Source organism: Massilia glaciei, from assembly GCF_003011895.2.
GTDB classification, from domain to species: domain Bacteria; phylum Pseudomonadota; class Gammaproteobacteria; order Burkholderiales; family Burkholderiaceae_D; genus Telluria_A; species Telluria_A glaciei.
Map to the genome: position 1 here is coordinate 1 of NZ_PXWF02000021.1, position 23,058 is coordinate 23,058.

The window sequence follows — 23,058 nt, forward strand, 5'->3', positions numbered from 1 at the left end:
CATGAAGCGTCTCGATCAGCACGTTCTTTTCGGGGTGCGAGAGATGAGTGAGGTCAGGGAGAGGTGCGAGCGTTAACATGGCCGGCATCATGCACCGGTTTGGAAAAGTTTACAATTGCGCGTTTACAACAGGTTGGGCTAAACAGTCACCTAATTTCACGGCAAATTTTGATGCCAAAGGGCGCCCCTGTTTACATTTTCTGTGAATAGGTTATATATAAACAACCAACCGCGTCAAGGAAAATATGTAAACAAGAAAAATGCCCTGCAAATCAGAGACTTGCAGGGCATAGTTTCCATCTCGATCTGACTAGGCGTCAGAACGGGATGTCGTCATCCATGTCCGAGAAATTCGGCGCTGGCCGTGGCGCAGGACGTGCCGCCGGTGCCGGTGGTGGCGCCTGGCGCGGGGCCGGTGCCTGGCGGCTTTGCTGTGGCTGGCTGTCGTAGCCGCCGTCGTCCATGCCGCTGTCGCCGCCCATGCCCTGACGGCCGCCGAGCATTTGCATGTTTTCGGCGACGATGTCGGTCGCGTATTTCTCGACGCCGTCCTTGTCGGTGTACTTACGCGTTTGCAAACGCCCCTCGACGTAGACCGACGAACCTTTTTTGAGGTACTGGCCGACGATTTCGGCCAGGCGGCCGAAGAACGAAATACGGTGCCATTCCGTCGTTTCTTTTGCTTCGCCGGTGTTTTTGTCCTTCGATTTGTACGAGGTCGCGACGGCGATGTTGGCGATGGCGTCGCCGCTCGGCATGTAGCGGATTTCCGGGTCGCGGCCCAGATTGCCGACGATGATGACTTTGTTAACTGATGCCATGAATAACTCCTGTTGGTGCTGACGGCCAATATTCGTGGTCACTAGCCAAACCGGGCTGTCACTCGCCAATACGTGGTGTCACTGTAGGTTCTTAAGAAACAACAACTTAAGCCTTTCCAGGGGAAAAGCTTAGGTAAGTCGCTTCGGGAAGTGTTTCAAACTCTGCCGCTATGCGAAAGAAATAGGTGTTCTGACATCCCCCAGTATACCCTGCCCTGAACCAAAAAGCAGTTATCCTTTGGCGCTCAGCTATCCCCGGATTCGGGCTCGGAAACCCTCAGTTCGACAATCCAGGCGCTCTCGGGACGCATCGGCGGCAGCGGCAGGCCGGCCGCCGCAAGTGCCGCGCCCGCCATTCGGCGGCCCGGCGCCAAGTCGCCCCAGCCCTCGGGCAGGGCGACGTCGTTGACGGGCGCCGCCCGCACGACCAGCGAAGGTATCGCCGCCAGCCACGGCAGTTGCAGCGGCGACTGGTAGCGTTGATGGGCGGCGGCGGTGCGGAACACGCACAACACGCCGGCCCGCTGTTCTTCGTTCCAGCATGCGGTGTAGGTGACGCCGTCGACGATGTCCCCCTGGTGCACCGCGGCGCCGTGGATCACGCCGCGCAGGCGTTTGTGCTGGGCGATCCACGCGGCCAGGCGTTCCCTCTCAATCACGTCCATGGTGCTGACGTCGGCCTCGATCCCGCAATGGCCGATCAGCGCCACGGCCGCCCTGAAATCGATGCGGTGCGCGCGACCGGTCGTATGCGCCGGCGCGGGACCGATGTGCGCGCCCATGATCTCGGGCGGGAAGAAGCGCAAAAAGCCGCGCTGGATCGCGACCCGTTCAAGCGCGTCGTTGCAGTCGCTGGTCCACACCCGGTGCGTGTGCGCGAGGATGCCGAAGTCGACGCGCCCGCCGCCCGAGGCGCAGGTTTCGATCTCCACCAGCGGATGCGCCCTGCGCACGCGCTCGAGCAGCCGGTACAGCGCGCGCACCTGGGCGCCGTGCGTCGCGCGCCCCTTCGACGTGCCCGGGCCCATGTCGCGGTTCATATCCCATTTGAGATAGCGGATCGGCGTCCCGCCCAGCAGCAGGTCGATCTTGTTGAACAGGTAGTCCGTCACTTCGGCCAGCGTCAGGTCGAGCACCAGCTGGTTGCGCCCCAACAGCGGCTTGTCGCCGGGGACGGCCAATGCCCATTGCGGATGCGCGCGATAGAGTTCGCTGTCGGGGTTGACCATTTCCGGCTCCACCCACAGGCAAAACTGCATGCCGAGCGACTCGACCAGGCTGGCCAACGGTCCCAGCCCGTCCGGATATTTGGCGCGGTCGGGCCACCAGTCGCCCAGGCCGGCGCGGTCGTGCGCGCGGCCGTGGAACCAGCCGTCGTCGAGCACGAAGCGTTCGACGCCCACCGCGGCGGCGGCCTTTGCGAGCGCCGCAAGGCGTTGATGGTCGTGGTCGAAGTAAAGCGCTTCCCAGGTGTTGATGTGGACCGGCCGCGCAACGCGCGCGGCGCCCGGCCATTGCAGTATCTGGTCGCGCAGCACCGCGTGGAACGCGGCCGACAAGCCTGCCAGGCCGCGCGCGCTGTAGGCGGCATACGCGGGCGGCGCGCTGTAGCGCTGGCCCGGCGCGAGCAGCTGTTCACCGCCATGCAGCAGCTCGCCGGCCTGCAGTTGGCGCCGGCCGTCGGTCAGCGGCTCGATCAGCAGGCTGTGGCTGCCCGAGAAGCCCAGGTGCAGCCCCCAGCCTTCGCCACTGTCCTCGCCCAGGCCGGCGCCGCCCACCATCACGCCCGGGAAGCAGTCGTGCGAGCTGCGGCCGCGCCGGTTATCGCGACGGAACATGGCTCCCGGGAGGTGGTCCCAGTGCTCCTTGAATTCTCCTGCCCACGGCCCGCCCAAGGTAAGGACCCTGCAAGCTTGCGGCGGAAGCGGCAGCGTTACGGCCGCCAGCCAGCACAGTTGATACGGCGTGATTCCCAGGTTTTCGATGCTGGTCGTGACGGTCCACAGCGCGCCCGACGCGGCCAGGCTCCAACGCTGTTCCCAGCGCAGGCCGGCGGCGGGCGACTCCAGCACCACACTGACATCGGCGCCGTCGCGGGTTAGCGTGCAGCCGGTCCAGGCGGGCGCCCAGTCCAGATTGCCGGCTGCGGATGGGCGGAACCCTTGCAGCGCGGGATGGTGCATCCAGCCGCTGCCCTCGACCGGGCACAGTTCGAGGCGCGGATCGTTGTCCAGCGTGGCGGGCGGCAGCGGGTCGCCGGCGGCGGCGATGTCGCCACCAAAGGCGCAGCCCCAGTGCGCCCAGCGCGGCGCGGCGCCCGGCGTCAACAGCCAGTCGATTTGCTGCCCGGCCGCGCCGGCGCGCAGACGTGCCGAGTCAGTGTCCGGCGACGGCATCGGAGAGCTTCCAAATGCTCATCTGCAGTGGCCCCAGTGTCTCGTCCCCCAGCACGCGGAGGCTCGCTTGCGCGGGCTTCCAGCCGACCTCGCGCTGCGAGAAATTGAAGGCGAATACCAGGCCGTCAAGGCGGCTGATGCGCACATCGGCGGGCAGGTCCACCGTTTCGATGCCGGCGCTCGTCGCGGCCGCGGCCAGCACTGCGCGCCAGCCTGCGGCGTCGAGCCATGCGCCGACATAGCGGCACAAGCCGTTGCGGGCGACCGCGCAGCGGCCATCCTCAAAGCGCGCTTCGGCCACTGCCCCGTTCAACTCAAGCCACTCGCGCCAGCGCCCGGCGCATGCGGGCTGCGGCAAACCATGCACCGGATCGGACACACCGGGTGGCAGCGATTCGACCTGCAGCACGCGCACGCCGGCCACCAGCGCCAGCAGCGCGGCGGCGGCGCCGTCGGCCAAGCTGAAGCCCTCGGTCTTGGACGCGGTGCGCGGTCCCATCACGATGGCGCCCGCAAAGGTGCGCAGGCGCTGCGCGAGTTGTTCGCCCACGTGCATTTGCGACGGCAGCACCAGCAGCGCGTAGTCCGCCACGGCCGCGTGCGGCCCCACGATGTCGACGTCGAGTCCCAACTGGCGCAGCTGGCTGTAGACTTCGAACGCCAATTCCAGGTAATTGAAGTCGGCGCCGTGCGGCGTGATCTGCGCCATCCATTGTGCTTCGTAGTCGAACACGAGCGCCACGCGCGTGCTCGGCACCACGCGCTGCCCGCCCACATGCCGGGCCAGCTCGCGCACTTCGCGCGCCACCTGGGTGGCCTCCTCGCCGCCGATGTCGAGCGTGTTGTCGCAGCGGTTCAGTCCCGCATGCATCTGCTCCTGCGCAAATGGCGCCTGGCGCCAGCGGAAGTAGCTGACCACTTCGGCCCCATGCGCGAACGCCTGCCAGCTCCACAGCCGGACCACGCCGGCGGCGGGGGCCGGATTCCACTGGGCCCAGTTGACCGGGCCCGGCTGCTGCTCCATGACCCACCAGCGGCCGTTGCACATGCCGCGATACAGGTCGTGGTGGAAGGCTGCGATGTCGGGATGGCCGATGCGCGCCCAGCGCGCCTTTTCCGCCGGCGCCAGGAAAAAATTCTGCGTGAAGCCTAGCGGGTAGCTGTCCCACGTCGCGATGTCGAGGTCGCGGGCGACGTCGTAGTGGTTGAACTCGGTAAAAAATCCCATGAAGTTGTGGCTCACCGGGCGCCCCGGCGAGCGGCGCCGCAGCAGGTCGGTCTGCAGCCGGTTGAAGGCGACCACTTCGTCCGACGCGAAGCGGCGGTAGTCGAGCCGGTGCGCGGGATTGGCCTCGGTGACGGTGCCGATCGGCGGATCGATCTGGTCGAAGCCGTTGTACTCCTGGCTCCAGAACACGGTGCCCCATTGCGTGTTGAGCGTGCCGATGTCGCCGTAGCGGCGCTCCAACCATGCGCGGAAGCCTTCGCGCGCGGCCTCCGAGTAGCTCACGATGGTGTCGTGGCAGCCGTATTCGTTATCGGTCTGCCAGGCCGCCACCGCCGGATGCTCGCCGTAGCGCTGCGCCACCAGTTCGCTGATGCGCACCGCTTCGGCGCGATAGCCGCGATGCGAAAAGCAGTAGTGGCGGCGCGACCCGAACGCACGCGCGCGCCCGTGCTGGTCCACCGCCAGCATTCCCGGATCGCGGTCCACCAGCCATTTTGGGGGCGTGGCGGTCGGCGTGCACATGACCACCTGCAGGCCGTGCCGGTGCAGCGTTTCGATGGCGCGGTCGAGCCAGTCCCAAACCAATTGGCCCGGCGCCGGTTCGATCCGGCTCCACGCGAATTCGGCGATCCGCACCAGCGAGATACCCATCGACTTCATGCGGCGGGCATCGTCGTCCCACATTTGTTCGGGCCACTGCTCCGGGTAATAGCAAACGCCTAGCTTCATTGCGCCATCACTCACGGCGACGCGTTCACGATGGCGGCTGTCGCATCGCGCCTGGCGTCGAGCCGGCCGCGAATCTTCTGGTGGCGCGCCGCCGTCAGCGGGTAGCGCCATACCAGCGGCACCGCGATGATGAACAATGTGGCGCACGGAATGCAGTACATCATGGCCAGCGACGAAATCGCGTCGGCGCTGTTGGCGCCTTTCGCATTGAAGTCGACCAGGTCGAGCATATTGAGCGACAGGCCCTGGCCGAGCGCCATGCCCAGCTTGAGCGCGACGCCGGCAGCCGCATAGTACAAGCCCTGGCGGCTCTTGCCGCTGCGCGCCGCGTCGACGTCGACCACATCGGCGATCATCGCCGACGGCAGCATCTGGAGCGAACCGAAACAGAAACCCTTGGCCGCGAACAGCGCCGTGAACATCACGCCGTCGCCGTGGCCGAGCGGCAGCATCGCCAGCGACAGCACCGCCAGCGTCGTGAACGACACCCCCAGCGCGCGGTGCTTGCCGATGGTGTTGCCCAGCCAGATCCACGCGGGGATGCCGGCCAGTCCCACGCCGAAGTAGAGCAGGTAGATGCTGCCGAGGTTGCTCACGCCGATCACGTCGCGGGCATAGAACAGGGTGATCGTCTGGCGGAAGGTTTCTCCGATCACGCCCAGCAGCAGCACCATCAGCATGCGCACGAACGGGCCGTTGCGCCACATGGTGCGCAGGCCGCTGCGCAGCGACACGCCGGGCGACACGTCGTTCGCCGGCACCGAGGGCACGGCCCACATCAGCCAGGCGCCGGTGATCGGCAGCGCGATGATGACGACCCATCCCAGCGCCTCGAGCACGGCGCCGCTGGTGCCGCCCGGTTGCGACATGACATACGCCGGCACCGCGGTCGCCGCGACCAAACCGATCAGGCCAAAAAACTGGCGCGAGCCGGTGATTTTTGTCCGCTCGTGATAGCTGGCCGACAGTTCGCCGCCCCACGCCTCGTGCGGCAGCGTGACCATGGTGAAGCCCACATACACCACGCTGACCCACAGCAGGAAGTACCCGAGCCCGACCGGCGGCTCCGGCATGAACAGCTTGTACACGCCCAGCGTCATCATGACGATGCCGGCCGCGATCCACGGCTTGCGGCGGCCAAAGCGGCTGCGCGTGTGGTCGCTGCCGATGCCGATGATCGGATCGGTGATCACGTCGGACATGCGGCCCAAAAACAGCATGATGCCCAGCCAGCTGAGCGGCAGCCCGAGCTCGCCCGCGTAAAACGGGGCGATGAAAATCACCAGCGGGTAGCCGACGAACGACAGCGGCAGGTTGATGGTGCCGTACGAAAGCAGGCGCCAGGCCGGCATCGAGGAGGTGGATTTGGTCATGATGCGTGCTCCGGCAGGTCGTTGATGCTTGCAATGGATGTCATATCGCGCGCTCCGCTTCGTTCCAAAAGCGCTCGCGCGCGCTCTTGCGCAGCAGCTTGCCGGTGGCGGTGCGCGGCACCTCGGTTTCAAAATGGATCTTGCGGGGGCGCTTGAAGCCGGCCAGCTGGGTGGCGCACCAGGCCATCAGTTCTTCGGCCAGCGCGGGCGAGGCCGTGTAGCCGGGCCGGGTGACCACCAGCGATACCACCCGTTCGCCCCATTCGGCGTCGGGCGCGCCCACGGTGCAGGCGTCGGCCACGGCCGGGTGGCCCAGCAACACGTTGTCGACTTCCTGCGGGTAGATGTTGACGCCGCCGCTGATGATGCATTCGGCGGCGCGGCCGGTCAGGAACAAAAATCCGTCCTCGTCGACGTAGCCAAAGTCGCCCAGCGTAAAGTAGTCGCCCTGGTAGGTTTGCGCGGTTTTTTCGGCGTCGCCGAAATACTGGAAGCGCCCATCCTTCGGCGCGCTGAAATGGATCTCGCCGACCACGCCGGGCGCGGCGTCGTTGCCGTCCGGGCCAAGCAGCCGGTGGCCCAGCGCCGGGTTGAGCCAGCCCACGGTGCCGGGTTTGCGCAGCCATTGCTGCGAGTCGACGTTGATGCCGTTGCCGCCTTCGGTGGCGCCGTAGTATTCGGTGATGATGGGGCCGAACCAGGCGATCATGGCGCGCTTGACCTCTGGCTGGCAGGGCGCGGCGCCGTGCACCACGAAGCGCAGCGAGGACAGGTTGTAGGCCGCGCGCACCGTCGGATCGAGCGCCAGCAGCCGCTGGAACATGGTCGGAACCATGTGCGCATGGGTGACCTTGTGGGTTTCGATCAGGCCCAGCGCGGCGGTGCTGTCCCATTTTTCGAGCAGCACCAGCGGCACGCCCGAGGCGAGCGGCCAGCGCACGTCGATCAGCAGCGGGGCCGCGTGGTAGGCCGGGCCGCAGCACATCGCCACATCGGCCAACGGATTGTAATTGGTGAACGTGCCCTCGTACTGGGGCTCGACTATTTCTGGCTCCTCGCGCAAAACCCCCTTGGGCGAGCCGGTGGTGCCCGAGGTGTACAGCATCAGCGTGCCGGCCGCCAGCGGCGACGGCAGTTCGGGCGAGGCCACGGCGATCATCGCCTCGTAGCGTTCGCGCAGGCCGGCCGGCGCGCCCACCACGATGGTGCGCGCGGTCGGCGGCGCCAGGGCGACATCGGCCGCCATGGCCTGCAGCAGCGCGTCCTCGGCGAACAGCACCTTGGCCTGGCAGTCGTGCACGATGTAGGACGCCTCGCGCGCGGTCAGGTGGGTGTTGATCGGTGTCAGGCGCAGGCCGATGCGCATCGCGGCGAGCAGGACCTCGACGAACTCGGGACGGTTGCGCACCATGAGGGCGATGGCGTCGCCGCGGTGCAGGCCCAGCGCCAGCAGGGCGTTGGCGACCCGGTTGGCGTTCTGGTGCAGCTGCAAAAAGCTGCGGTTGCCAAAAAAGCTGTACAGCGCGGGGCCGTCCGGATTCTCGCGCGCGAACACCGTCGACTGGGTCCAGGTACGGGCGTGTTCACGCAGCTCGTCCTTGAAGTTCCTGAAATCGACCTTGCTTGCGTCGGGTGTTGACACTTTCATCGCTGCTCGTCTCCGTCTTGCCGACCCTGCCGCGATGGCCCTTGTGGGCATGCGGTCTTGTTGGCCAATATTAAAATAGATCGGTGTGAATACCTATGAGGCTGTCGGACTTAGGATCGTCGGCTGCAAAAAGTGTCGGACGGTCCATATTTCGCCGCTTTCTCGGCCAATAGCTCGCTATTGGCACTGCGAAATCGTCAAAATCTGTCCTCGCCCGTCACTTTTTTCGCTTCGACTCCCTAAGTCCGACAGCCTCCTAGCTGTCAGAAGTTGGCGGTTTTGATAAGCCCGCCATCGATCCGCAGGTTGGTGCCGGTGATGTACGAGGCCGCCGGGCTGGCCAGGAAGGCCACCGCGTTGGCCACCTCCTCGGGCGTGCCGAGGCGCCCCAGCGCGGGCATGCGCGAAGCGGCCGCGAACAGGCCGGGACGGGCGGTGCGGTTCAGGTCCCATTCGCCGCCCGGGAACAGGATCGGGCCGGGCGAGACGGCGTTGATGCGGATGCCCGCCGCGCCCTGGCTCGACGCCAGTTGGCCGGCCAGGTTGACCACCGCCGCCTTCATGGCGCCGTAGGCCTGTTCGTGCGGCGGGACCACCGTCAGCACCGAGGCGATCGAGGCGATGAAGACGATGTTGGCGCCCGGGTTGCCCTGCAGCGCCGGCAGCGCCAGTTCGGTCAGGCGCACGTGGTGCATCAGATCCGATTCGAAGCCGTCGCGCCAGAGCTGCTCGCCGGTCGCGGTGGGACGGGTCGAGGCGTTGCTGACGACGATGTCGATGCCGCCCAGGTGGGCTCTGGCGCGTTCGAACCAGCCTTTGAGCGCCTCCGGGTCGCGCACGTCGAACGCCTCGCCGTAGGCCTCCACGCCCTTCGCCTTGGCCGCGGCCACCGCTTCGGCCACGCCTTCTGCGCCGCGGGCGCAGGTGGCGACCGACACGCCTTCGGCGGCCAGCGCTTCGACGATGGCGCGGCCGATGCCGCGGCTGCCGCCGGTGACCAGTGCGCGTTTACCCTTTAATCCGAGATCCATGATCGTGTCCTTGTCTTTTCTTTTAACTTGGCTTTTAGCTTGCCTTGAGTCCGCCGTCGACCGGAATGGCCGCGCCGGAGATAAATGAGGAGGTGTCGCCGGCGAGGAACAAGATGGCGTCGCCGATTTCCTCCGGCTCGCCGTAGCGTCCCAGCGGAATCAGGCGCGACATGCCGCGCCGCACCGCGGCCGGGTCGCCGGGCGACTGCTCGCGCTCCATCGAGAACATCATTTCGGTGGCGGTGGGGGCCGGGCACACCGCGTTGACGCGGATTTTGAAGGCTGCCAGTTCGGACGCGGCCAGCTTGGTCATGCCGACCACCGCGTGCTTGCTGGCGGTGTAGGCGATCGTGAAGCGCCCGCCACCCAATCCGGAGACCGACGAGATATTGACGATCGAGCCGCCGTTCGCCTTCATGGCCGCGCCGGCGTGCTTCATGCCCAAAAAGACGCCCTTGGCATTGATCGCCATGACCTGGTCGAACAACTCTTCGGTGCAATCGAACAACGAGCCGATGGGACCGGATATGCCGGCGTTGTTGACCAAAATATCGATCCGGCCAAAGCGGTTCATGGTCTCGATTGTCACGCGCTGCCAGTCGTCGGCGCGCTCGACCCGTCCCCTGAACGCCAAAAACGGCACATCGTGCGTGTGCGCCAGTTCGGCGGCGTCGTCCAGGCTTTCCATGGTCAGGTCGAAGGCGACGATGCTGGCGCCGGCCTTGGCCAGCTTGTCGACGGCGGCCAGACCGATGCCGCGGGCGGCGCCGGTGATGATCGCGACCCGGTCCTGCAGCGGCCTGTTATCTGTGTTTTTCATTTATTGGCTTTCATTTTTTGCGCGGCTGCCCAGGGCGTTCAGGCGGGCCACGATCGATGGATCCGGCAGGGCGTCGATGGCGTGCATCGCCTGCGCCGCCGGCAGCGACAGCAGCAGCAACAGGTTGCCGTCGGGGTCGGCGCAGAAGGCGCGCGTATCGCCGCGGTGCGCGGCCAGTTCGGCCGGCACGCCCGCGCCAAGCGACTGCAGGCGCGCCAGCTCTGCCGCCACGTCGTCCACTTCCAGGGCGATGTATTGATAACCCGGTTCCAGCATGGGCGCGCGCTCGGCGCGGGCGATGGTGGCCGGTTCGAAGTACTGCATTATTTCGACCTGCATGTTGGCGCCCGGGATCCAGGCCGCCTCAAGTTCCACGTTTTTGAGCGCCGCCACGCGGTCAATGCGGCGGCTCTTGCCCATGCGCGGGCTGCGGTTCGCGTCGGTCCCCATCACGGCGGAGTAAAAGTCAGCCATCGGGCCGATCTGCGCGGTCGACATGGCCACATGCGCGAACCAGGGGGTGGTGTTTTCCCACACCGGCGCCACGCCTTCGAGCTCGATGACGTTGGCCTCGGGGTCGCGCGCATAGCAGTACAGGTAGCCGGTGCCCAAATCGACCAGGTCGGAATGGAAGCCGGCGCCGGCCTGGCCGAAGCGCGCGTGCAGGGCCGTGGGGTCGACACCCTGAAGGCAGAAATGGGTGATGCCGGCGTCGCACACCGGGCGCGGCGGCGGCGCGGAGCGCGGCGTCGCCAGCAGGCGCAGCGAGCAGTTGGCTCCGCCCAGCATGACCGCAGCGGTGAAGCCGGCCGGCAGCGGCAGAGGCAGTTCTTGCGCGGCCGGCGCCAGTGCGGCGGCGGCGCGATAGAACCGCTCGACGGCGTCAAGGTCCGCCACCGCGAGCGCGACGTGGTGTATGCCTTTGATCATAGGTGAGGGCTGGAGATGTTCGATTCGATGATGCGGAAGGTGGTCGCAACGATGCACGCGCCCATGCGGGCGCGTGCTCCGTGGTTCTTAGAATTTGTACTGGACCTGCACGCCGTAGGTGCGCGGATCGAGCAGGCGCACATTACGGTAGCTGCCGATCAGCGCATCTTCGATGATGATGTTGGTCAGGTTGTCCGCGTTGCTCAGGTTCTTGACGAAGGTCTTGACCTCGATCTTGTTGTCAGGACTGGTGAAACGCAGTTGCAGGTTGGTGACGCCCCAGGCGTCGATGCGGTCGTTCACGGTGTTGAACTCACGCGCGAAGTAGCTCGCCTGGTGCACGTGGTCGACGCGCGCGGTGGCATTCCAGCCGCTGCCGAACATGCCCATGGTGTACTGCGCGCCGATCTTGTATTTGCTCGTAGGCGAGTGCGGCAGCTTGTTCCCGCGCAGGTTCACCAACACCTCGGGCGTTTTGACGGTCGCGCTCTGGGCCGGGTTGGCGGCGTCGATCGTCATGAAGTCGCCGATCTTGGTGTCCAGGTACGACAGGTTGAGGTCGAGCAAGACGGCCTTGCTCGGCGCCCACAGGAACTCGGCCTCCGCGCCTCGGATCTTGGCGTCGGCATTCGAGGTGATGGCCGAACCGGCGATCCGCTGCGCCAGCTGCATGTCGGCGTAGTCGTTGTAGAACAGTGAGAAGTTCGCGCGCAGCTTGCGGTCGAGCATCGTGGTCTTGTAGCCGATCTCGTAGGCGGTCACGGTCTCGGGATCGAATTCCGGCACCGTGGCATTGCCCGCGTTGAAGCCGCCGCCCTTGTAGCCGGTCGATACCGAGCCGTAGAGCAGGGTGTCGCGGTTTGGCGCGTAATTGAGCGAGGCGCGGCCGGTCCACCACTTCCAGTCGAGCTCGGACTGCTTGAACGGCACAGTGCCCGACAAAACGATATTGCGTCCGAGGCTGGTCTTCTTCTCTTCGGTCAGGCGGGCGCCCAGGGTGGCGCGCAGCTTGTCGCTGAACTTGAGTTCGCCTTCGCCGAACAGCGCGGTCGCCCTGGTGGTCGAACGCTTCGTTTCGCCGTTGACGAACCAGGTTTCAGGCGGACGGCCCTGGGCCTTCTGGAACGACTCGATGATCGGGTTCCAGATGTAGAAGCCGCCCGTGCCGCTCGAACGCAGGTGGAACAGGCCACCCGTGAAGTTGAACGTGCCCTTGAACTGCGAGCTGACCCGCATTTCGTGCGACCAGGTCTGGCTCGCGGCGACCGAGCTGTCGGTCGTGAGGATGCGGTCGCTCGTGACCACCGTGTCGCGGTCGACGCTGTAGGTGATCGGCTTGGTGAAGCGGAACGGCAGCGCGGCGTTGTCCCAGTCGGTGTTTTGCTCGGTGTTGAAGCTCGAGTAGCCGGCCACGTAGGTCGCGCTGAACTGGCCGATGTCGAGCGTGTAGTCGAGCGTGCCGAAGTTGTGCTTCATGAGGAAGCTCGGGTCGGTGTCGGCGGCCACCGCGCGCAGGTCGGTCGGGTTGGGGGCGCCGGCGTAGATATTGCCGCCAGCCGGGAACGGGGTGAAGAAGCGCGCGAGCGTTTGCAAAATGGTGGCGGTGGCGTCGGGCGAATCGAAACCGAGTTCGGTGGCGCTGCAGCCGAGCACAGGGCTAGCCTTGCAAAGCCGTTTGCCTTCGCGCGCGCGCGAGCTGTCCTCCTTGTATGTGCCCAGCATCAGGTTGACCTGGCCGTAGTCCTCGAGGTCGAGGCGGGTCGAGCTGCGCAGGCCGTATTGGTCGCGCCCGTCGATCTTATTGCCCGTGAATTCGTTGCGGGTGTAGCCGTCGCGCTTGAGCGAGTAGCCCGAGAAGCGCTGCATCACCGTGTCGTTGATCGGGATGTTGAGGGTGCCGCCCATACGGGTCGCGTTGTAGTTGCCCAGTTCGATGTTGAACTCGCCGCCGAATTTGCCGTTGGCGCGCTTGGTGGTCACCGCGATGCCGCCGCCGGTGGTGTTGCGGCCGAACAGGGTGCCCTGCGGGCCGCGCAGCACTTCGATGCGCTCGATGTCGTAGAACTCGTCCTGCGGCAGGTAGCCGATCGATGCGCCGTTGAGCGAGAGGCCGACGCCGTTGTCGCCGCCCAGCGAGTTGTTGCCGATGCCGCGGATGGTGAAGCGGTCGTTGCCGGTCAAAACCGCGTTTGGGATCGAGAACTGCAGGTCGGGCGCGGCCACGATCTTGGCGCGCTCCAGGCTGTCGGCCGTGAACGCGCTGATCGCGACCGGCACGGCCTGCAGCGCCTCGGTGCGTTTGCGGGCGGTGACGACGACCACTTCGAGCGGCTGGGCCGAAGCTTCCGGCGCCGTGGCTGCCGGCGTGGCTGCCGCCTGCTGGCCCGCGCCGGCGCCCGCCGCGCCCGCTGCGACGGGCAGCATCAGGGAGGCGATCAGGGACGCCAGGACGGTTTTGCGGAAGTTGGCCGGCGCGTCTTTGCGTGCGGTGCCTTGCTTGTATTGGGTCATGCGAGTCTCCAGTATGGTAACGCCCGCTTCCGTTTCCGGTGGGGCAATTCATTATAATACTAACCGTCAATAAGATTAATCAATCGGGTTGGCGGTGTCAACCTTTATTGTATACATCGTCAATTAATGTTTTGCGGTGTTGCGGCGGCGGCCGTTTTGACGGGCGCGGGAGGGTAGGCCTGCTTGAGGATGTCCACGTAGAACGCCGACACGTCGCCGCCGAACACCTGGGTCATGACCACGCCCGACAGGCGCCGTTCGGGATCGACCCAGAAGTAGGTGGACGCGGCCCCGCCCCAAAAATAGAAGCTCGGCGAGACCGGCGCCGGCGCCTTGGCCGGATCGACGATGGTGGCGAAGCCAAGGCCGAAGCCGAGGCCCTGCGCCACCATCTGCGGATTGGCAAGGGCGGTCTCGGGCAGCTGGTTGCGCGTCATCTCGGCCACCGCCGCCGCGCTCACGATGCGCTTGCCGCCGGCGCTGCCGCCGGCCAGCAGCATCTGCAGGAAGCGCTGGTAGTCGGCGGCGCTCGAGACCAGGCCGGCGCCGCCGAATTCGATGCCGCGCGGTTTGGCGAAAACGCTTTTGGTGGGGTCTTCGGCGATCGAAAAACTGCCGCGCTCGAGCGCGCCGGTTTCCGCGGCCTTCAGGATGCGGGCGTCGCCCTTGGCGGCCGACTTGGCCCAGTAGGCCGCGCTCAGGCGCGCCTGGTTGCCGGCGCTGACCACGAAGCTGGTGTCGCGCATCTCGAGCGGCTTGAAGATCCGCTCGTCCATAAACGCGCCCAGCGACTGGCCCGACGCGACTTCGACCACGCGCCCCAGCACGTCGGTGGAGTTACCGTAGGTGAAGCGCTCGCCCGGCTGGCCCAGCAGGGGAATGCCCGCGATGCGGCTGGCCATTTCGCCCAGGCCGGCGACCGGCTTCGAATCGTCCTCGGGCACCACCACCGCGCCGCCGCCGTTGTCGATGCCGCGCTTGACGTACATTTTCTGCACCGCGTTGTCGGTGCCGCGGTAGGTGACGCCGGCGGTGTGGCGCAGAAGGTCGCGCACCGTGACGGCGCGCGCCAGCGTGGCCCCGCCTGGCTGCGCGGCGTCGTACACGGTGGCGGTGCCGAACTCGGGGATGAAGCGCGCCACCGGATCGTCGAGCCCGAGCTTGCCCTCGTCGGCCAGGATCATGGCGGCCACGCTGGTGACCGGCTTGGTCATCGAATAAATGCGGAACAGGTGCTCCGGCGTGATCGCTTGCTGGCGCGCGGCGTCGGCCAACCCGTGGGCGTGCGTCAGGACGGGCCGCCCCTCGCAGTAGATCGAGGTGACGATGCCGGGCGCGAAACCGCGGTCGACGACCGCTTTGTCGATCGCGTGGATGCTTTCGAGCCGGGCGGCGTCAAGGCCGCAGTCGCCCGCCTGCGCGGCCGGGGCCAGCAGCGCCGCGCCGGCCAGCATGGCGGCCACGGCTTGCGCCACGGCGGGCCGGAGAAGACCGCGTCCGGCTGCGTTGGAATGGGCGGCGCCGGCCGGGGTGAGGGTTGCTTGCAGCATGAAGGTCTCCGTTATGGTTTGGTGGAGGAGCAGTCACCCGCCCCGCGCACTGTTGTAATTACCGTCAATAGTATTTGCGGCTTCGGGGCGGGTCAACAATTATTGTTCAATTCGTCAGTAATGAGACGTTTGCACAAGCTCCGCCGCTTGTTCAATTGACACTCAAACATGGCTGACCTAGTATTATTGACGGTTTGTCTTATAAGAACCGGGCCATACCGGGCAACGCGTGCAGCTGGCCAGTCGGGCCAGGCGAACCGTCCGCAAGCAAACAAAAACCAATGGAGACTATTTCTGATGAAACGAATTTTTTGCAAGGCGCTGGTGCTGTTGTCCGTGTCGTTGAGTGCAGCGTCGGCCGTCGCGGCCGACCGCGCGTTGTTCGACAACCTCGATTACGGCGTGTACTGGTTCGGAAACCAAACGACGTCGCAAAAGGCGGTGCCCGGGGTAGCCAATCCCTACTACGGTGGCGTGCGGCCGACGGTGATTTATGTGCATGGCTGGCAGCGTGACAAAACCCCTTTGCTGTATCGTGAAACCTTCGACCGCAGCAGCGAGAGCGGCATCGCGCAGGACCTGACGGCGCCGTGGAAGCGCGACGGCTGGAACACCGGCATCTTCTACTGGAACCAGTTCGCCGACGAGGGTGACGTCAAGGACGCCGAGGCGAAGATCTGGACCACCGCCGGGAACACGGGAATGCGCTGGCGCAAAGCCGACGGTTCGTATGTCAGCGGCCAGGTCACCCAGACGGCGGCGCAGCTGATGCTCGCCTCGTACGCGTCGGCCATGGCGGGCTACACTGGCAACAACATCCGTCTGGTGGGGCACTCGCTAGGGTCGCAGATGGTGGTGGTCACGGCCAAGCTGATCAGCGATGCGGTCGACCGCGGCGAGCTTGCGGCGAACCTGCGGCCGAACCGCGTGGTGCTGCTCGATCCGGCCTTCATTGGTGATTCGCGCAGCTGGCTCAATAACGGCACCACGGGGCAGGCCGGGCTCGCGATCGTGCAGCAGCTAAGGGCAAAAGGGGTCATTTTCGAATCGCTCGCCACTTCGGTTGTGGCTTCGGCCGCCGATATCAAGACCATCATGAACGAGACCGCCTACCGCGAACTCAAGCCTTGGTATTTCGGCGGGCTTGACCTGGTGGGCAAGCACATGGCCGCGGTGTGGACCTACTGGTGGGAGTATGGGTTTGCGCCACGTCCGTTGTTCGGCAGTGGGCTGCCCGCGGCCAGTGCCTCGTCTTCGAATGCCGCCATTGGGACGCACATGAACTCGGCCAACAAGATGGTGCACGACCAGGGCGCGTGGACCAAGACGCCGGGGGATGATACCTATAAGCCGGCGCTCAAGTAGAACCGACACCTCTCGCGACACGAATGAGGTAGGAACCATGCACGTCTTCCCCGCGCACGCGGGGACCCATACTGAGTTTGCCGAAACGCGCAGTTCGAACCTGTCGGCCCGCGAACAACGCCGTCGAAATTTGGCGACGGCGCGTGGCTGCATGCTCAGCATGGGGCAAACGCATGCGTTTGCACTTTCGCGGGGATGACGATAGGGAGGACGCGCCGTTCTTGAATTCGGTTCGCGGTTTCTTTAACGCTTGGAACGCTCGCGTCAGGCGCCGGCCTTGCGCGCCACGGCTTTTTTCACCGCAGCTGCGGGTTTGACCTCCTTGGCTGCACGCGCCGGTTTCGTCGCCTTGGCTGCACTCGCGGGCTTCGTCGCCTTGACCTCACTGACACCCTTGCTCGCTTTTTCCGCAGCCGGCGCTGCACGCTTTTTCGCCGGCGCGGGAGCGGCCTCCGGCTTGTCCTGGTAAGCCTTGGCCAATGCCTCGAGCCCTCCCAGCAGCAGCCGCACGCAAATGTCGGTGGCCAGGTCGATATCGTCACGCGAATTGAAATTGTGCTGGGCCGCCGTTTCGGTCATGGACATCTGCATGTCGACCGCCGCGATCGCCACTTCGAGCGGGAGCCCGTATTCCTTGCGCACCCGCTTGACGAAGTAGCGCGTCGCTTCGTCCTTGCTGTGCAAATTCTTGTCGGCCACGGCACGCGCCACCGAGGGCTCCTGCCACAGGCGCTGCAACAGCGAGCCGCGGGTCGCGATGTGCTCGACGTACATGCGGGTTGTTTGGCGGATCATGTCGGCGAAGTCGCCCGAGTCGGCGATAACGCGCACGCTTTTTTCGCGCAGATGGACGATCTCGCGCTCGAGCAGGGCGCGCAGCAGGTCGGTCAGGTTGGGGAAATAATTGTAGATGAGCGCCTTGCTCACGCCCGCGTCGCGGCCTAGCCGTTCCATCGAGATCTCGGTCAGGCCGCCGTCCATGATCAGCTGTCCGGCGCAATCGAGGATCTGCTCGACGCGGTCTTCGGGCGCCAGGCGACGGCGCGGCGCTTTCGGCGTGTCTGCTTTTACGGTGCGCACAGTACTCATCGACGGTTCTCTCTCGTTTCGTTATTTACCGATTATACAATTGTGCCGACAAAAACCGGCGGCGGCCGCGCTTTCTGGCCGCCGGCATATTGACGGCTCCGGGCAGACAGCGATACTATTGACGAATATTATAATTAAAACCCGGCCGAAGTCCGGTTTTTTTTCTGCGAGGAGTACAAAATGTTGCGATCGACCCTGGCTTCGACCCTGGCGCGCTGCCTGCTATTGACGGCGCCACTGATTCCCGCCGGCGCCTCATACGCCGGCGCCATGCCAGCCGCGCCCTCGGTCGCGTCGATCGACGCCCCCCAGTTGGCCGGCCTGGGCAAACTGCCGGTCGGCGTGCAAAGCATCAGCATGGTCAGCCCGCGCCAGCCGGATCTGGCGCTGATGGTCAAATCCGGCGGCAATGAATTCGTCTCCGACCGCACGCTGCGGGTGCACCTGTGGTACCCGGCCAAAGGGCCCGTGACACCATCTGCCGGGTATGCCGCAATGGTACCGGCCATGGGCAGCGCAAAACCGGGGGCATCGTTCGAAGTGGCTGCGGTGGCCGGACGCGATGCCGCGCCCGCGGCGGGCGCCAGGTATCCGCTGGTGCTCATTTCGCACGGGTTCGGCGGCTGGGGCACCATGATGAGCTACCTCGCAGAAAGCCTGGCCTCCAAGGGCTACGTGGTGGCGGCGATCGACCACGCCGACCAGTCGTTCACCGACGGCGCCACCTTCGGCCTGTCGTTCGGCTCGGTCATGCTGCTGCGCTCGCGCGACCAGCGCTTCGTGATCGACACGCTGCTGCAGCGGGCGGCCAGCAAGGATGACGCCATCGGCGCCATCATCGACGCCAAGTCGGTCGGCCTGATCGGCTACTCGATGGGCGGCTTTGGCGCGCTCGCTTCCGCCGGCGCGGGCTACGACAAGGCCAGCGCTTCGTTCAAGGGCATTCCCGAGCCGGCGCTGCTGCCGCTGACCTTCGGGTCCCCGCAGGCCGCGCCGGCCGCACTGAACGCGCTGGTGCTGATCGCGCCTTGGGGCGGCCAGGTCGCCAACCGCGCCTGGAGCCCAGCATCGCTGGCCGCGGTGCGCGCGCCCACCCTGATCATCAGCGGCGACCAGGACGACATTGTCGATTACAAGGATGGCGTATCGTGGCTGTTCGCCGGCCTGAGCGGCACCCGCCGCCACATGCTGGTGTACCAGAACGCGCGCCACAACATCGCCGGCAATCCCACGCCGGCGGCGGCCGCCGACTTTGGGGCGCGCGAATATTTCGACGAGCCGGTATGGCGGCGCGACCGCCTGATGGCGATCAACCAGCACTTCATCGGCGCCTTCCTCGACCAGCACCTCAAGGGCGACCGCAGCATGGCCAAGTACCTCGACCTGTCGCCGGTGCGCGCCAACGACGCGGCTTGGCCGCTGCCGTTTGGCAGCAGCAGTGGCGCCGCCTTTGGCACCGGTTCGGGCACCTCGGCCGCGTACTGGCCGGGCTTCCAGCGCCGCTGGGCGGTGGGCCTCGAAATGCATCGCCGCGAGCCGGGCAAATGAGACCGGCGGGATCGCTGCATCCGGTGCGGCACGCGACGGTGAGCCTCGACGGCGCGCCGTTCCACGTGGCTGAGGCGGGCGAGGCCGGGGCCGAGCTTGCCATCCTGCTGCACGGTTTTCCCGAGTGCTGGTACAGCTGGCGCCCTGTGATGCAGGCGCTCGCGCCCGATTTCCATGTGGTGGCGCCCGACAACCGTGGCTTCAACCTGTCCGACAAAACCGCGCCGACCTCCGCCTACACCCCGGAGGCGCTGTGCGGCGACGTGCTTGCACTGCTCAGGCACTACGGCGCCGAGCGCTGCGTGCTGGTCGGGCACGACTGGGGCGGCGTGCTCGCATGGTACTTCGCGGCGCGCCATCCCGAATGCGTAACCCGTCTGGTCATTTTGAATGCACCGCATCCAAACCGCCTCCAATGGGCGCTCGACCACGATCCGGCCCAGCGCGCCGCATCCCAATACATGGCGCGCCTGCGCGACCCGGGCTGCGAGGAGGGCCTCGGCGCCGACGGCGAAGCGCTGTGGGCCATCACGCTGGCGGGCCATGAGCGCTACGGCCTGGTCGACGCGCTCGATAAAGAAGTCTATATGCAGGGCTGGCGCACGCCCGGCGCGCTGACGGCGATGCTCAATTGGTACCGCGCCGCGCCGTTCGTGGTGCCGGGTGCCGACGACGGCTACGACGAGGATCGCCAGCAGCTGGTCGGCGAGGTCCGCGTGCGCGCCCCGACCTTGCTTATCTGGGGCATGCGCGACGATATCCTGCTGCCTGTCTTGCTCGACGGCCTCGAGGCCTATGTGCCCAACTTGGAGATCTGCCGATTCGAGGACGCAGGTCACGGTCTGCTGCATGAGAAACCCTCGCCGACGGCGCAGGCGGTGCGCGAATTCCTGCTGCGTACGGGCGGCCAATGAATTACATCCTGGCCCTCGACCAAGGCACCACCAGCTCGCGCGCGATCGTGTTCAGCCGCGAAGGCGTGATCGCAGCACGCGCGCAGCGAGATCTCGCGCTTAGTTATCCGCATTCCGGCTGGGTCGAAGCCGATCCGATGGCGCTGTGGCAGGGCGTTCTTGCCGCCGCGCGCTCGGCCGTCGCCGACATCGGCGCCGCGCACATTGACGCCATCGGCATCGCCAACCAGCGCGAGACAACGGTGCTGTGGGACCGCCGCAGCGGCCTGCCGCTGCACAACGCCATCGTATGGCAGGACCGGCGCACCCACGACGCCTGCGAAGCGCTGCGCGCGGCGGGGCACGCGGATTTCATCAGCCAAGCCGCCGGCCTGGTGATCGACCCGTATTTTTCGGCCACCAAACTGGCTTGGCTGCTCGACAATGTACCGGGGGCGCGCGAACGCGCCGGGCGTGGCGAACTATGTTTCGGCACCGTCGACAGCTGGCTGGTGTACCAGTTGACGGGCGGGCGGGTGAATGTGACCGACCCATCCAACGCCTCGCGCACCATGCTGTACAACATCCACCGAGGCTGCTGGGACCAGGATCTGCTCGACCTGTTTGACATTCCGCGCGCGGTGCTGCCCGAAGTGGTGCCCAGCAGCGGTGTGCGCGGCCACACCGACGCGCGTTGGTTCGGCGCCGAGCTGCCTATCGGCGGCGTGGCCGGGGACCAGCAGGCCGCGACCTACGGCCAGGATTGCGTAAGGCCGGGAATGGCCAAGAACACCTATGGCACCGGCTGCTTCATCATGGTCAATACCGGCGCCAAGCCGGCCGCGTGCGAACGGTTGCTGACGACCGTGGGCTGGAGCGTCGACGGACGCACCGACTATCTGCTCGAGGGCAGCGTGTTCATGGGGGGCGCCATCGTGCATTGGCTCAGGGACCTGGGCGTGATCGGCCACAGCTCGGAGATCGAGGCACTGGCCACCAGCGTGGCCGACAGCGGCGGCGTGATCCTGGTGCCGGCCTTCACCGGCCTGGGCGCGCCGTACTGGGACGCGGGGGCGCGCGCAACGCTGACCGGCATGTCGCGCTCGAGCGGCAAGGCGCATATCGCGCGCGCCGGCCTCGATGCGATCGCGCTGCAATGCGCCGACGTGCTGCAGACGATGCGGCAGGCGCCCGGCGTCACGCTGACCGAACTGCGGGTCGACGGCGGCGCCTGCGCCAACGACTACCTGATGCAGCTGCAGGCGGACCTGCTGGGACTTCCGGTGCTGCGCCCACGCGTGACCGAAACGACGGCGCTCGGTGCGGCCCGATTGGCGGCGTTGGCGACGGCCGGGGGCGACGGCGCAGGGGGCGGCATAGCCTGGCGGCTCGACCGCGCTTTTGTACCGTCGTGGTCGGACGACCGGCGCGAGGCGGCCATCGCGCGCTGGCGCCGTGCGGTCGCGCATGCGCGCCAGTGGCGCGCGGAGGATGACCATGCGCGGTGAGATCGAATGCGATTTGCTGGTGATCGGCGGCGGCATCAACGGCGCCGGCATCGCGCGCGACGCGGCCGGGCGCGGCTTGTCGGTGGTGCTGTGCGAACGCGACGATCTTGCGCGCCACACCTCGTCGGCCAGCACCAAGCTGATTCACGGCGGGCTGCGCTACCTCGAACACTACGAATTCGGCCTGGTGCGCAAAGCACTGCGCGAGCGCGAGGTGTTGCTGCGCGTGGCGCCGCACATCATATCGCCGCTGCGTTTCGTGCTGCCACGGCTGCCCGGTGGACGGCCTGCGTGGATGATCCGCGCGGGCTTGTTTTTGTACGACCGGCTGGCCAGGCGCGAGCTGCTGCCCGCGTCGGCGGCGCTCAGGCTCGACAAGCACGAGGCCGGCGCCGCGCTCAAGGGCGGCTGCACGCAGGCCTTCGCTTATTCCGACGCATGGGTGGACGACGCCCGCCTGGTGGTGCTCAACGCGCTCGACGCCAAGGAACGGGGCGCCACCATTCTGACTGGTACGCGCTGCGCCGAGGTGGTGGCCGATGGCGGCGCCTGGCGCGCCCGGCTCGAAGGCCGCCATGCGTGCACCGTGCGGGCCAAGGTCGTGGTCAACGCGGCGGGGCCGTGGGCCGGACAGGTTGCGCAGATGGGCGAAGCCGGCCAGGCGGGCCGCAGCGTGCGGCTGGTCAAGGGCAGCCACATCGTGGTGCCGCGCCTGTTCTCGCACAAGCAGGCCTACCTGTTCCAGCATGCCGACGGCCGGGTCGTCTTCGCGATTCCGTACCAGGGCGACTTCACCTTGATCGGCACCACCGACCTGGCCTACGCCGGCGACCCTGCCGCGGTCGCCATCGACGACGGCGAGGTGGCCTACCTGTGCACCCTGGCCAACCAGTGCTTCCGAAAGCAGATCGGCCGCAAGGATGTCGTATGGAGCTATTCGGGCGTCCGCCCCTTGCTCGACGACGGCACCGACAATCCGTCGGCCGTCACGCGCGATTATCTGCTCGAATGGGCGCCCGGCGCGGCGCCGATGCTGCACGTTTGGGGCGGTAAAATCACCACCTACCGCAAGCTGGCCGAACACGCGCTCGAGATGGTGGCCGGCCGGCTGGGCAAGGCCGCCGCCGGCTGGACCGAAACCGCATTCCTGCCGGGCGGCGACATCGCCGCGACCGTGGCCGAGATCTCACCGGCGAGCTTCGAAGCCTTCCTGGCCTCGTTCCGCGCCCTCCACCCATGGCTGGCGGCCGAACTGGCGCAGCGCTACGCGCGCAGTTACGGCACCCGCGCCGTGCGCTTTCTGGCCGGAACGGCGGGCCTGCGCGACTTGGGCGAGCTGGTGGCGCCCGGCCTGTACGAGCGCGAATTGCGCTACCTGGTCGATGTCGAATGGGCCAGCTGCGCGGACGACGTGCTATGGCGCCGCACCAAGCAGGGGCTGCGCTGCGGCCCGGACGACCGGATCCGGCTCGAACGCTGGATCGAAGCCTATCGCGCGGGGACTTCGGCGCCGGAACCGGGCGCCGCGGCGGGCTGATCGGGCGATTTCGTTGTCGATGCCGCATGCGTTTGCGATCGGCATGAATACTGTTATTATATAAGGGGTATCCAGTTAGCT

16 protein-coding genes are annotated in these 23,058 nt (G+C 66.5%); 5 read left to right on the forward strand and 11 right to left on the reverse strand.

The annotated features are described in order from the left end of the window. Positions 1 to 317 precede the first annotated feature (317 nt). The 10 genes from ssb to C7C56_RS01570 form a co-directional block, all read right to left on the reverse strand. Positions 318 to 821: a single-stranded DNA-binding protein gene (gene ssb / locus C7C56_RS01525; protein ID WP_106755743.1), complete on the reverse strand. Its 504-nt coding sequence runs from the start codon at positions 819 to 821 to the stop codon at positions 318 to 320. A 245-nt stretch (positions 822 to 1,066) separates the two neighbouring features. After that, positions 1,067 to 3,217, reverse strand: coding sequence for an alpha-galactosidase (locus C7C56_RS01530; RefSeq protein ID WP_106755744.1), 2,151 nt, complete (start codon positions 3,215 to 3,217; stop codon positions 1,067 to 1,069). Further along, positions 3,198 to 5,174, reverse strand: a complete 1,977-nt coding sequence (locus C7C56_RS01535; RefSeq protein WP_106755745.1) for a beta-galactosidase — start codon at positions 5,172 to 5,174, stop codon at positions 3,198 to 3,200. The genes C7C56_RS01530 and C7C56_RS01535 overlap by 20 nt, the downstream gene beginning before the upstream one ends. Positions 5,175 to 5,185: 11 nt before the next feature. After that, a complete protein-coding gene (locus tag C7C56_RS01540) occupies positions 5,186 to 6,547 on the reverse strand; it encodes an MFS transporter (RefSeq protein WP_106755746.1) in 1,362 nt (453 codons plus the stop codon). A 40-nt stretch (positions 6,548 to 6,587) separates the two neighbouring features. After that, the gene (locus C7C56_RS01545) at positions 6,588 to 8,195 is read right to left on the reverse strand and encodes an AMP-binding protein (protein WP_181372975.1); all 1,608 of its coding nucleotides are present in this window, start codon (positions 8,193 to 8,195) and stop codon (positions 6,588 to 6,590) included. A 263-nt stretch (positions 8,196 to 8,458) separates the two neighbouring features. Further along, entirely contained in the window at positions 8,459 to 9,226 is a 768-nt protein-coding gene (locus C7C56_RS01550; protein WP_106755748.1) for an SDR family NAD(P)-dependent oxidoreductase, read from the reverse strand. Between the two features lie 34 nt (positions 9,227 to 9,260). After that, entirely contained in the window at positions 9,261 to 10,046 is a 786-nt protein-coding gene (locus C7C56_RS01555) for an SDR family NAD(P)-dependent oxidoreductase (RefSeq protein ID WP_106755749.1), read from the reverse strand. Next, positions 10,047 to 10,976, reverse strand: coding sequence for a VOC family protein (locus C7C56_RS01560; protein ID WP_106755750.1), 930 nt, complete (start codon positions 10,974 to 10,976; stop codon positions 10,047 to 10,049). A gap of 87 nt (positions 10,977 to 11,063) precedes the next feature. After that, positions 11,064 to 13,487 (reverse strand): TonB-dependent receptor, encoded by a 2,424-nt coding sequence (locus C7C56_RS01565; RefSeq protein WP_106755751.1) that lies wholly within the window; start codon positions 13,485 to 13,487, stop codon positions 11,064 to 11,066. A 119-nt stretch (positions 13,488 to 13,606) separates the two neighbouring features. Continuing rightward, the gene (locus C7C56_RS01570) at positions 13,607 to 15,037 is read right to left on the reverse strand and encodes a serine hydrolase domain-containing protein (protein ID WP_146204232.1); all 1,431 of its coding nucleotides are present in this window, start codon (positions 15,035 to 15,037) and stop codon (positions 13,607 to 13,609) included. A 297-nt stretch (positions 15,038 to 15,334) separates the two neighbouring features. On the opposite strand from C7C56_RS01570, the gene C7C56_RS01575 reads away from it, so the two are divergent. Then, a complete protein-coding gene (locus C7C56_RS01575) occupies positions 15,335 to 16,402 on the forward strand; it encodes an alpha/beta hydrolase family protein (RefSeq protein ID WP_106755753.1) in 1,068 nt (355 codons plus the stop codon). Positions 16,403 to 16,666: 264 nt separating this feature from the next. On the opposite strand, the gene C7C56_RS01580 is transcribed toward C7C56_RS01575, so the two are convergent. Next, positions 16,667 to 17,491, reverse strand: a complete 825-nt coding sequence (locus tag C7C56_RS01580) for a TetR/AcrR family transcriptional regulator (RefSeq protein ID WP_106755754.1) — start codon at positions 17,489 to 17,491, stop codon at positions 16,667 to 16,669. 180 nt (positions 17,492 to 17,671) lie between these two features. Between C7C56_RS01580 and C7C56_RS01585 the strand changes: the two genes are divergently transcribed. From C7C56_RS01585 to glpD, 4 genes are read left to right on the forward strand one after another with little or no spacing between them, the layout of a single operon-like run. Then, positions 17,672 to 19,039, forward strand: coding sequence for an alpha/beta hydrolase family protein (locus C7C56_RS01585; RefSeq protein ID WP_106755755.1), 1,368 nt, complete (start codon positions 17,672 to 17,674; stop codon positions 19,037 to 19,039). Next, the gene (locus C7C56_RS01590) at positions 19,036 to 19,953 is read left to right on the forward strand and encodes an alpha/beta fold hydrolase (protein WP_181372976.1); all 918 of its coding nucleotides are present in this window, start codon (positions 19,036 to 19,038) and stop codon (positions 19,951 to 19,953) included. Before C7C56_RS01585 ends, C7C56_RS01590 begins: the two co-directional genes overlap by 4 nt. Beyond that, entirely contained in the window at positions 19,950 to 21,440 is a 1,491-nt protein-coding gene (gene glpK, locus C7C56_RS01595; RefSeq protein WP_106755757.1) for a glycerol kinase GlpK, read from the forward strand. Before C7C56_RS01590 ends, glpK begins: the two co-directional genes overlap by 4 nt. Then, positions 21,430 to 22,977, forward strand: coding sequence for a glycerol-3-phosphate dehydrogenase (gene glpD, locus C7C56_RS01600; protein ID WP_229457877.1), 1,548 nt, complete (start codon positions 21,430 to 21,432; stop codon positions 22,975 to 22,977). The genes glpK and glpD overlap by 11 nt, the downstream gene beginning before the upstream one ends. Positions 22,978 to 23,058 lie beyond the last annotated feature (81 nt).

Bases quoted from the DNA above. Each gene is read 5' to 3' on its own strand.
- ssb (WP_106755743.1), bottom strand. From the start codon at position 821: ATGGCATCAGTTAACAAAGTCATCATCGTCGGCAATCTGGGCCGCGAC.
- C7C56_RS01530 (WP_106755744.1), bottom strand. From the start codon at position 3,217: ATGCCGTCGCCGGACACTGACTCGGCACGTCTGCGCGCCGGCGCGGCC.
- C7C56_RS01535 (WP_106755745.1), bottom strand. From the start codon at position 5,174: ATGAAGCTAGGCGTTTGCTATTACCCGGAGCAGTGGCCCGAACAAATG.
- C7C56_RS01540 (WP_106755746.1), bottom strand. From the start codon at position 6,547: ATGACCAAATCCACCTCCTCGATGCCGGCCTGGCGCCTGCTTTCGTAC.
- C7C56_RS01545 (WP_181372975.1), bottom strand. From the start codon at position 8,195: ATGAAAGTGTCAACACCCGACGCAAGCAAGGTCGATTTCAGGAACTTC.
- C7C56_RS01550 (WP_106755748.1), bottom strand. From the start codon at position 9,226: ATGGATCTCGGATTAAAGGGTAAACGCGCACTGGTCACCGGCGGCAGC.
- C7C56_RS01555 (WP_106755749.1), bottom strand. From the start codon at position 10,046: ATGAAAAACACAGATAACAGGCCGCTGCAGGACCGGGTCGCGATCATC.
- C7C56_RS01560 (WP_106755750.1), bottom strand. From the start codon at position 10,976: ATGATCAAAGGCATACACCACGTCGCGCTCGCGGTGGCGGACCTTGAC.
- C7C56_RS01565 (WP_106755751.1), bottom strand. From the start codon at position 13,487: ATGACCCAATACAAGCAAGGCACCGCACGCAAAGACGCGCCGGCCAAC.
- C7C56_RS01570 (WP_146204232.1), bottom strand. From the start codon at position 15,037: ATGCTGCAAGCAACCCTCACCCCGGCCGGCGCCGCCCATTCCAACGCA.
- C7C56_RS01575 (WP_106755753.1), top strand. From the start codon at position 15,335: ATGAAACGAATTTTTTGCAAGGCGCTGGTGCTGTTGTCCGTGTCGTTG.
- C7C56_RS01580 (WP_106755754.1), bottom strand. From the start codon at position 17,491: ATGAGTACTGTGCGCACCGTAAAAGCAGACACGCCGAAAGCGCCGCGC.
- C7C56_RS01585 (WP_106755755.1), top strand. From the start codon at position 17,672: ATGTTGCGATCGACCCTGGCTTCGACCCTGGCGCGCTGCCTGCTATTG.
- C7C56_RS01590 (WP_181372976.1), top strand. From the start codon at position 19,036: ATGAGACCGGCGGGATCGCTGCATCCGGTGCGGCACGCGACGGTGAGC.
- glpK (WP_106755757.1), top strand. From the start codon at position 19,950: ATGAATTACATCCTGGCCCTCGACCAAGGCACCACCAGCTCGCGCGCG.
- glpD (WP_229457877.1), top strand. From the start codon at position 21,430: ATGCGCGGTGAGATCGAATGCGATTTGCTGGTGATCGGCGGCGGCATC.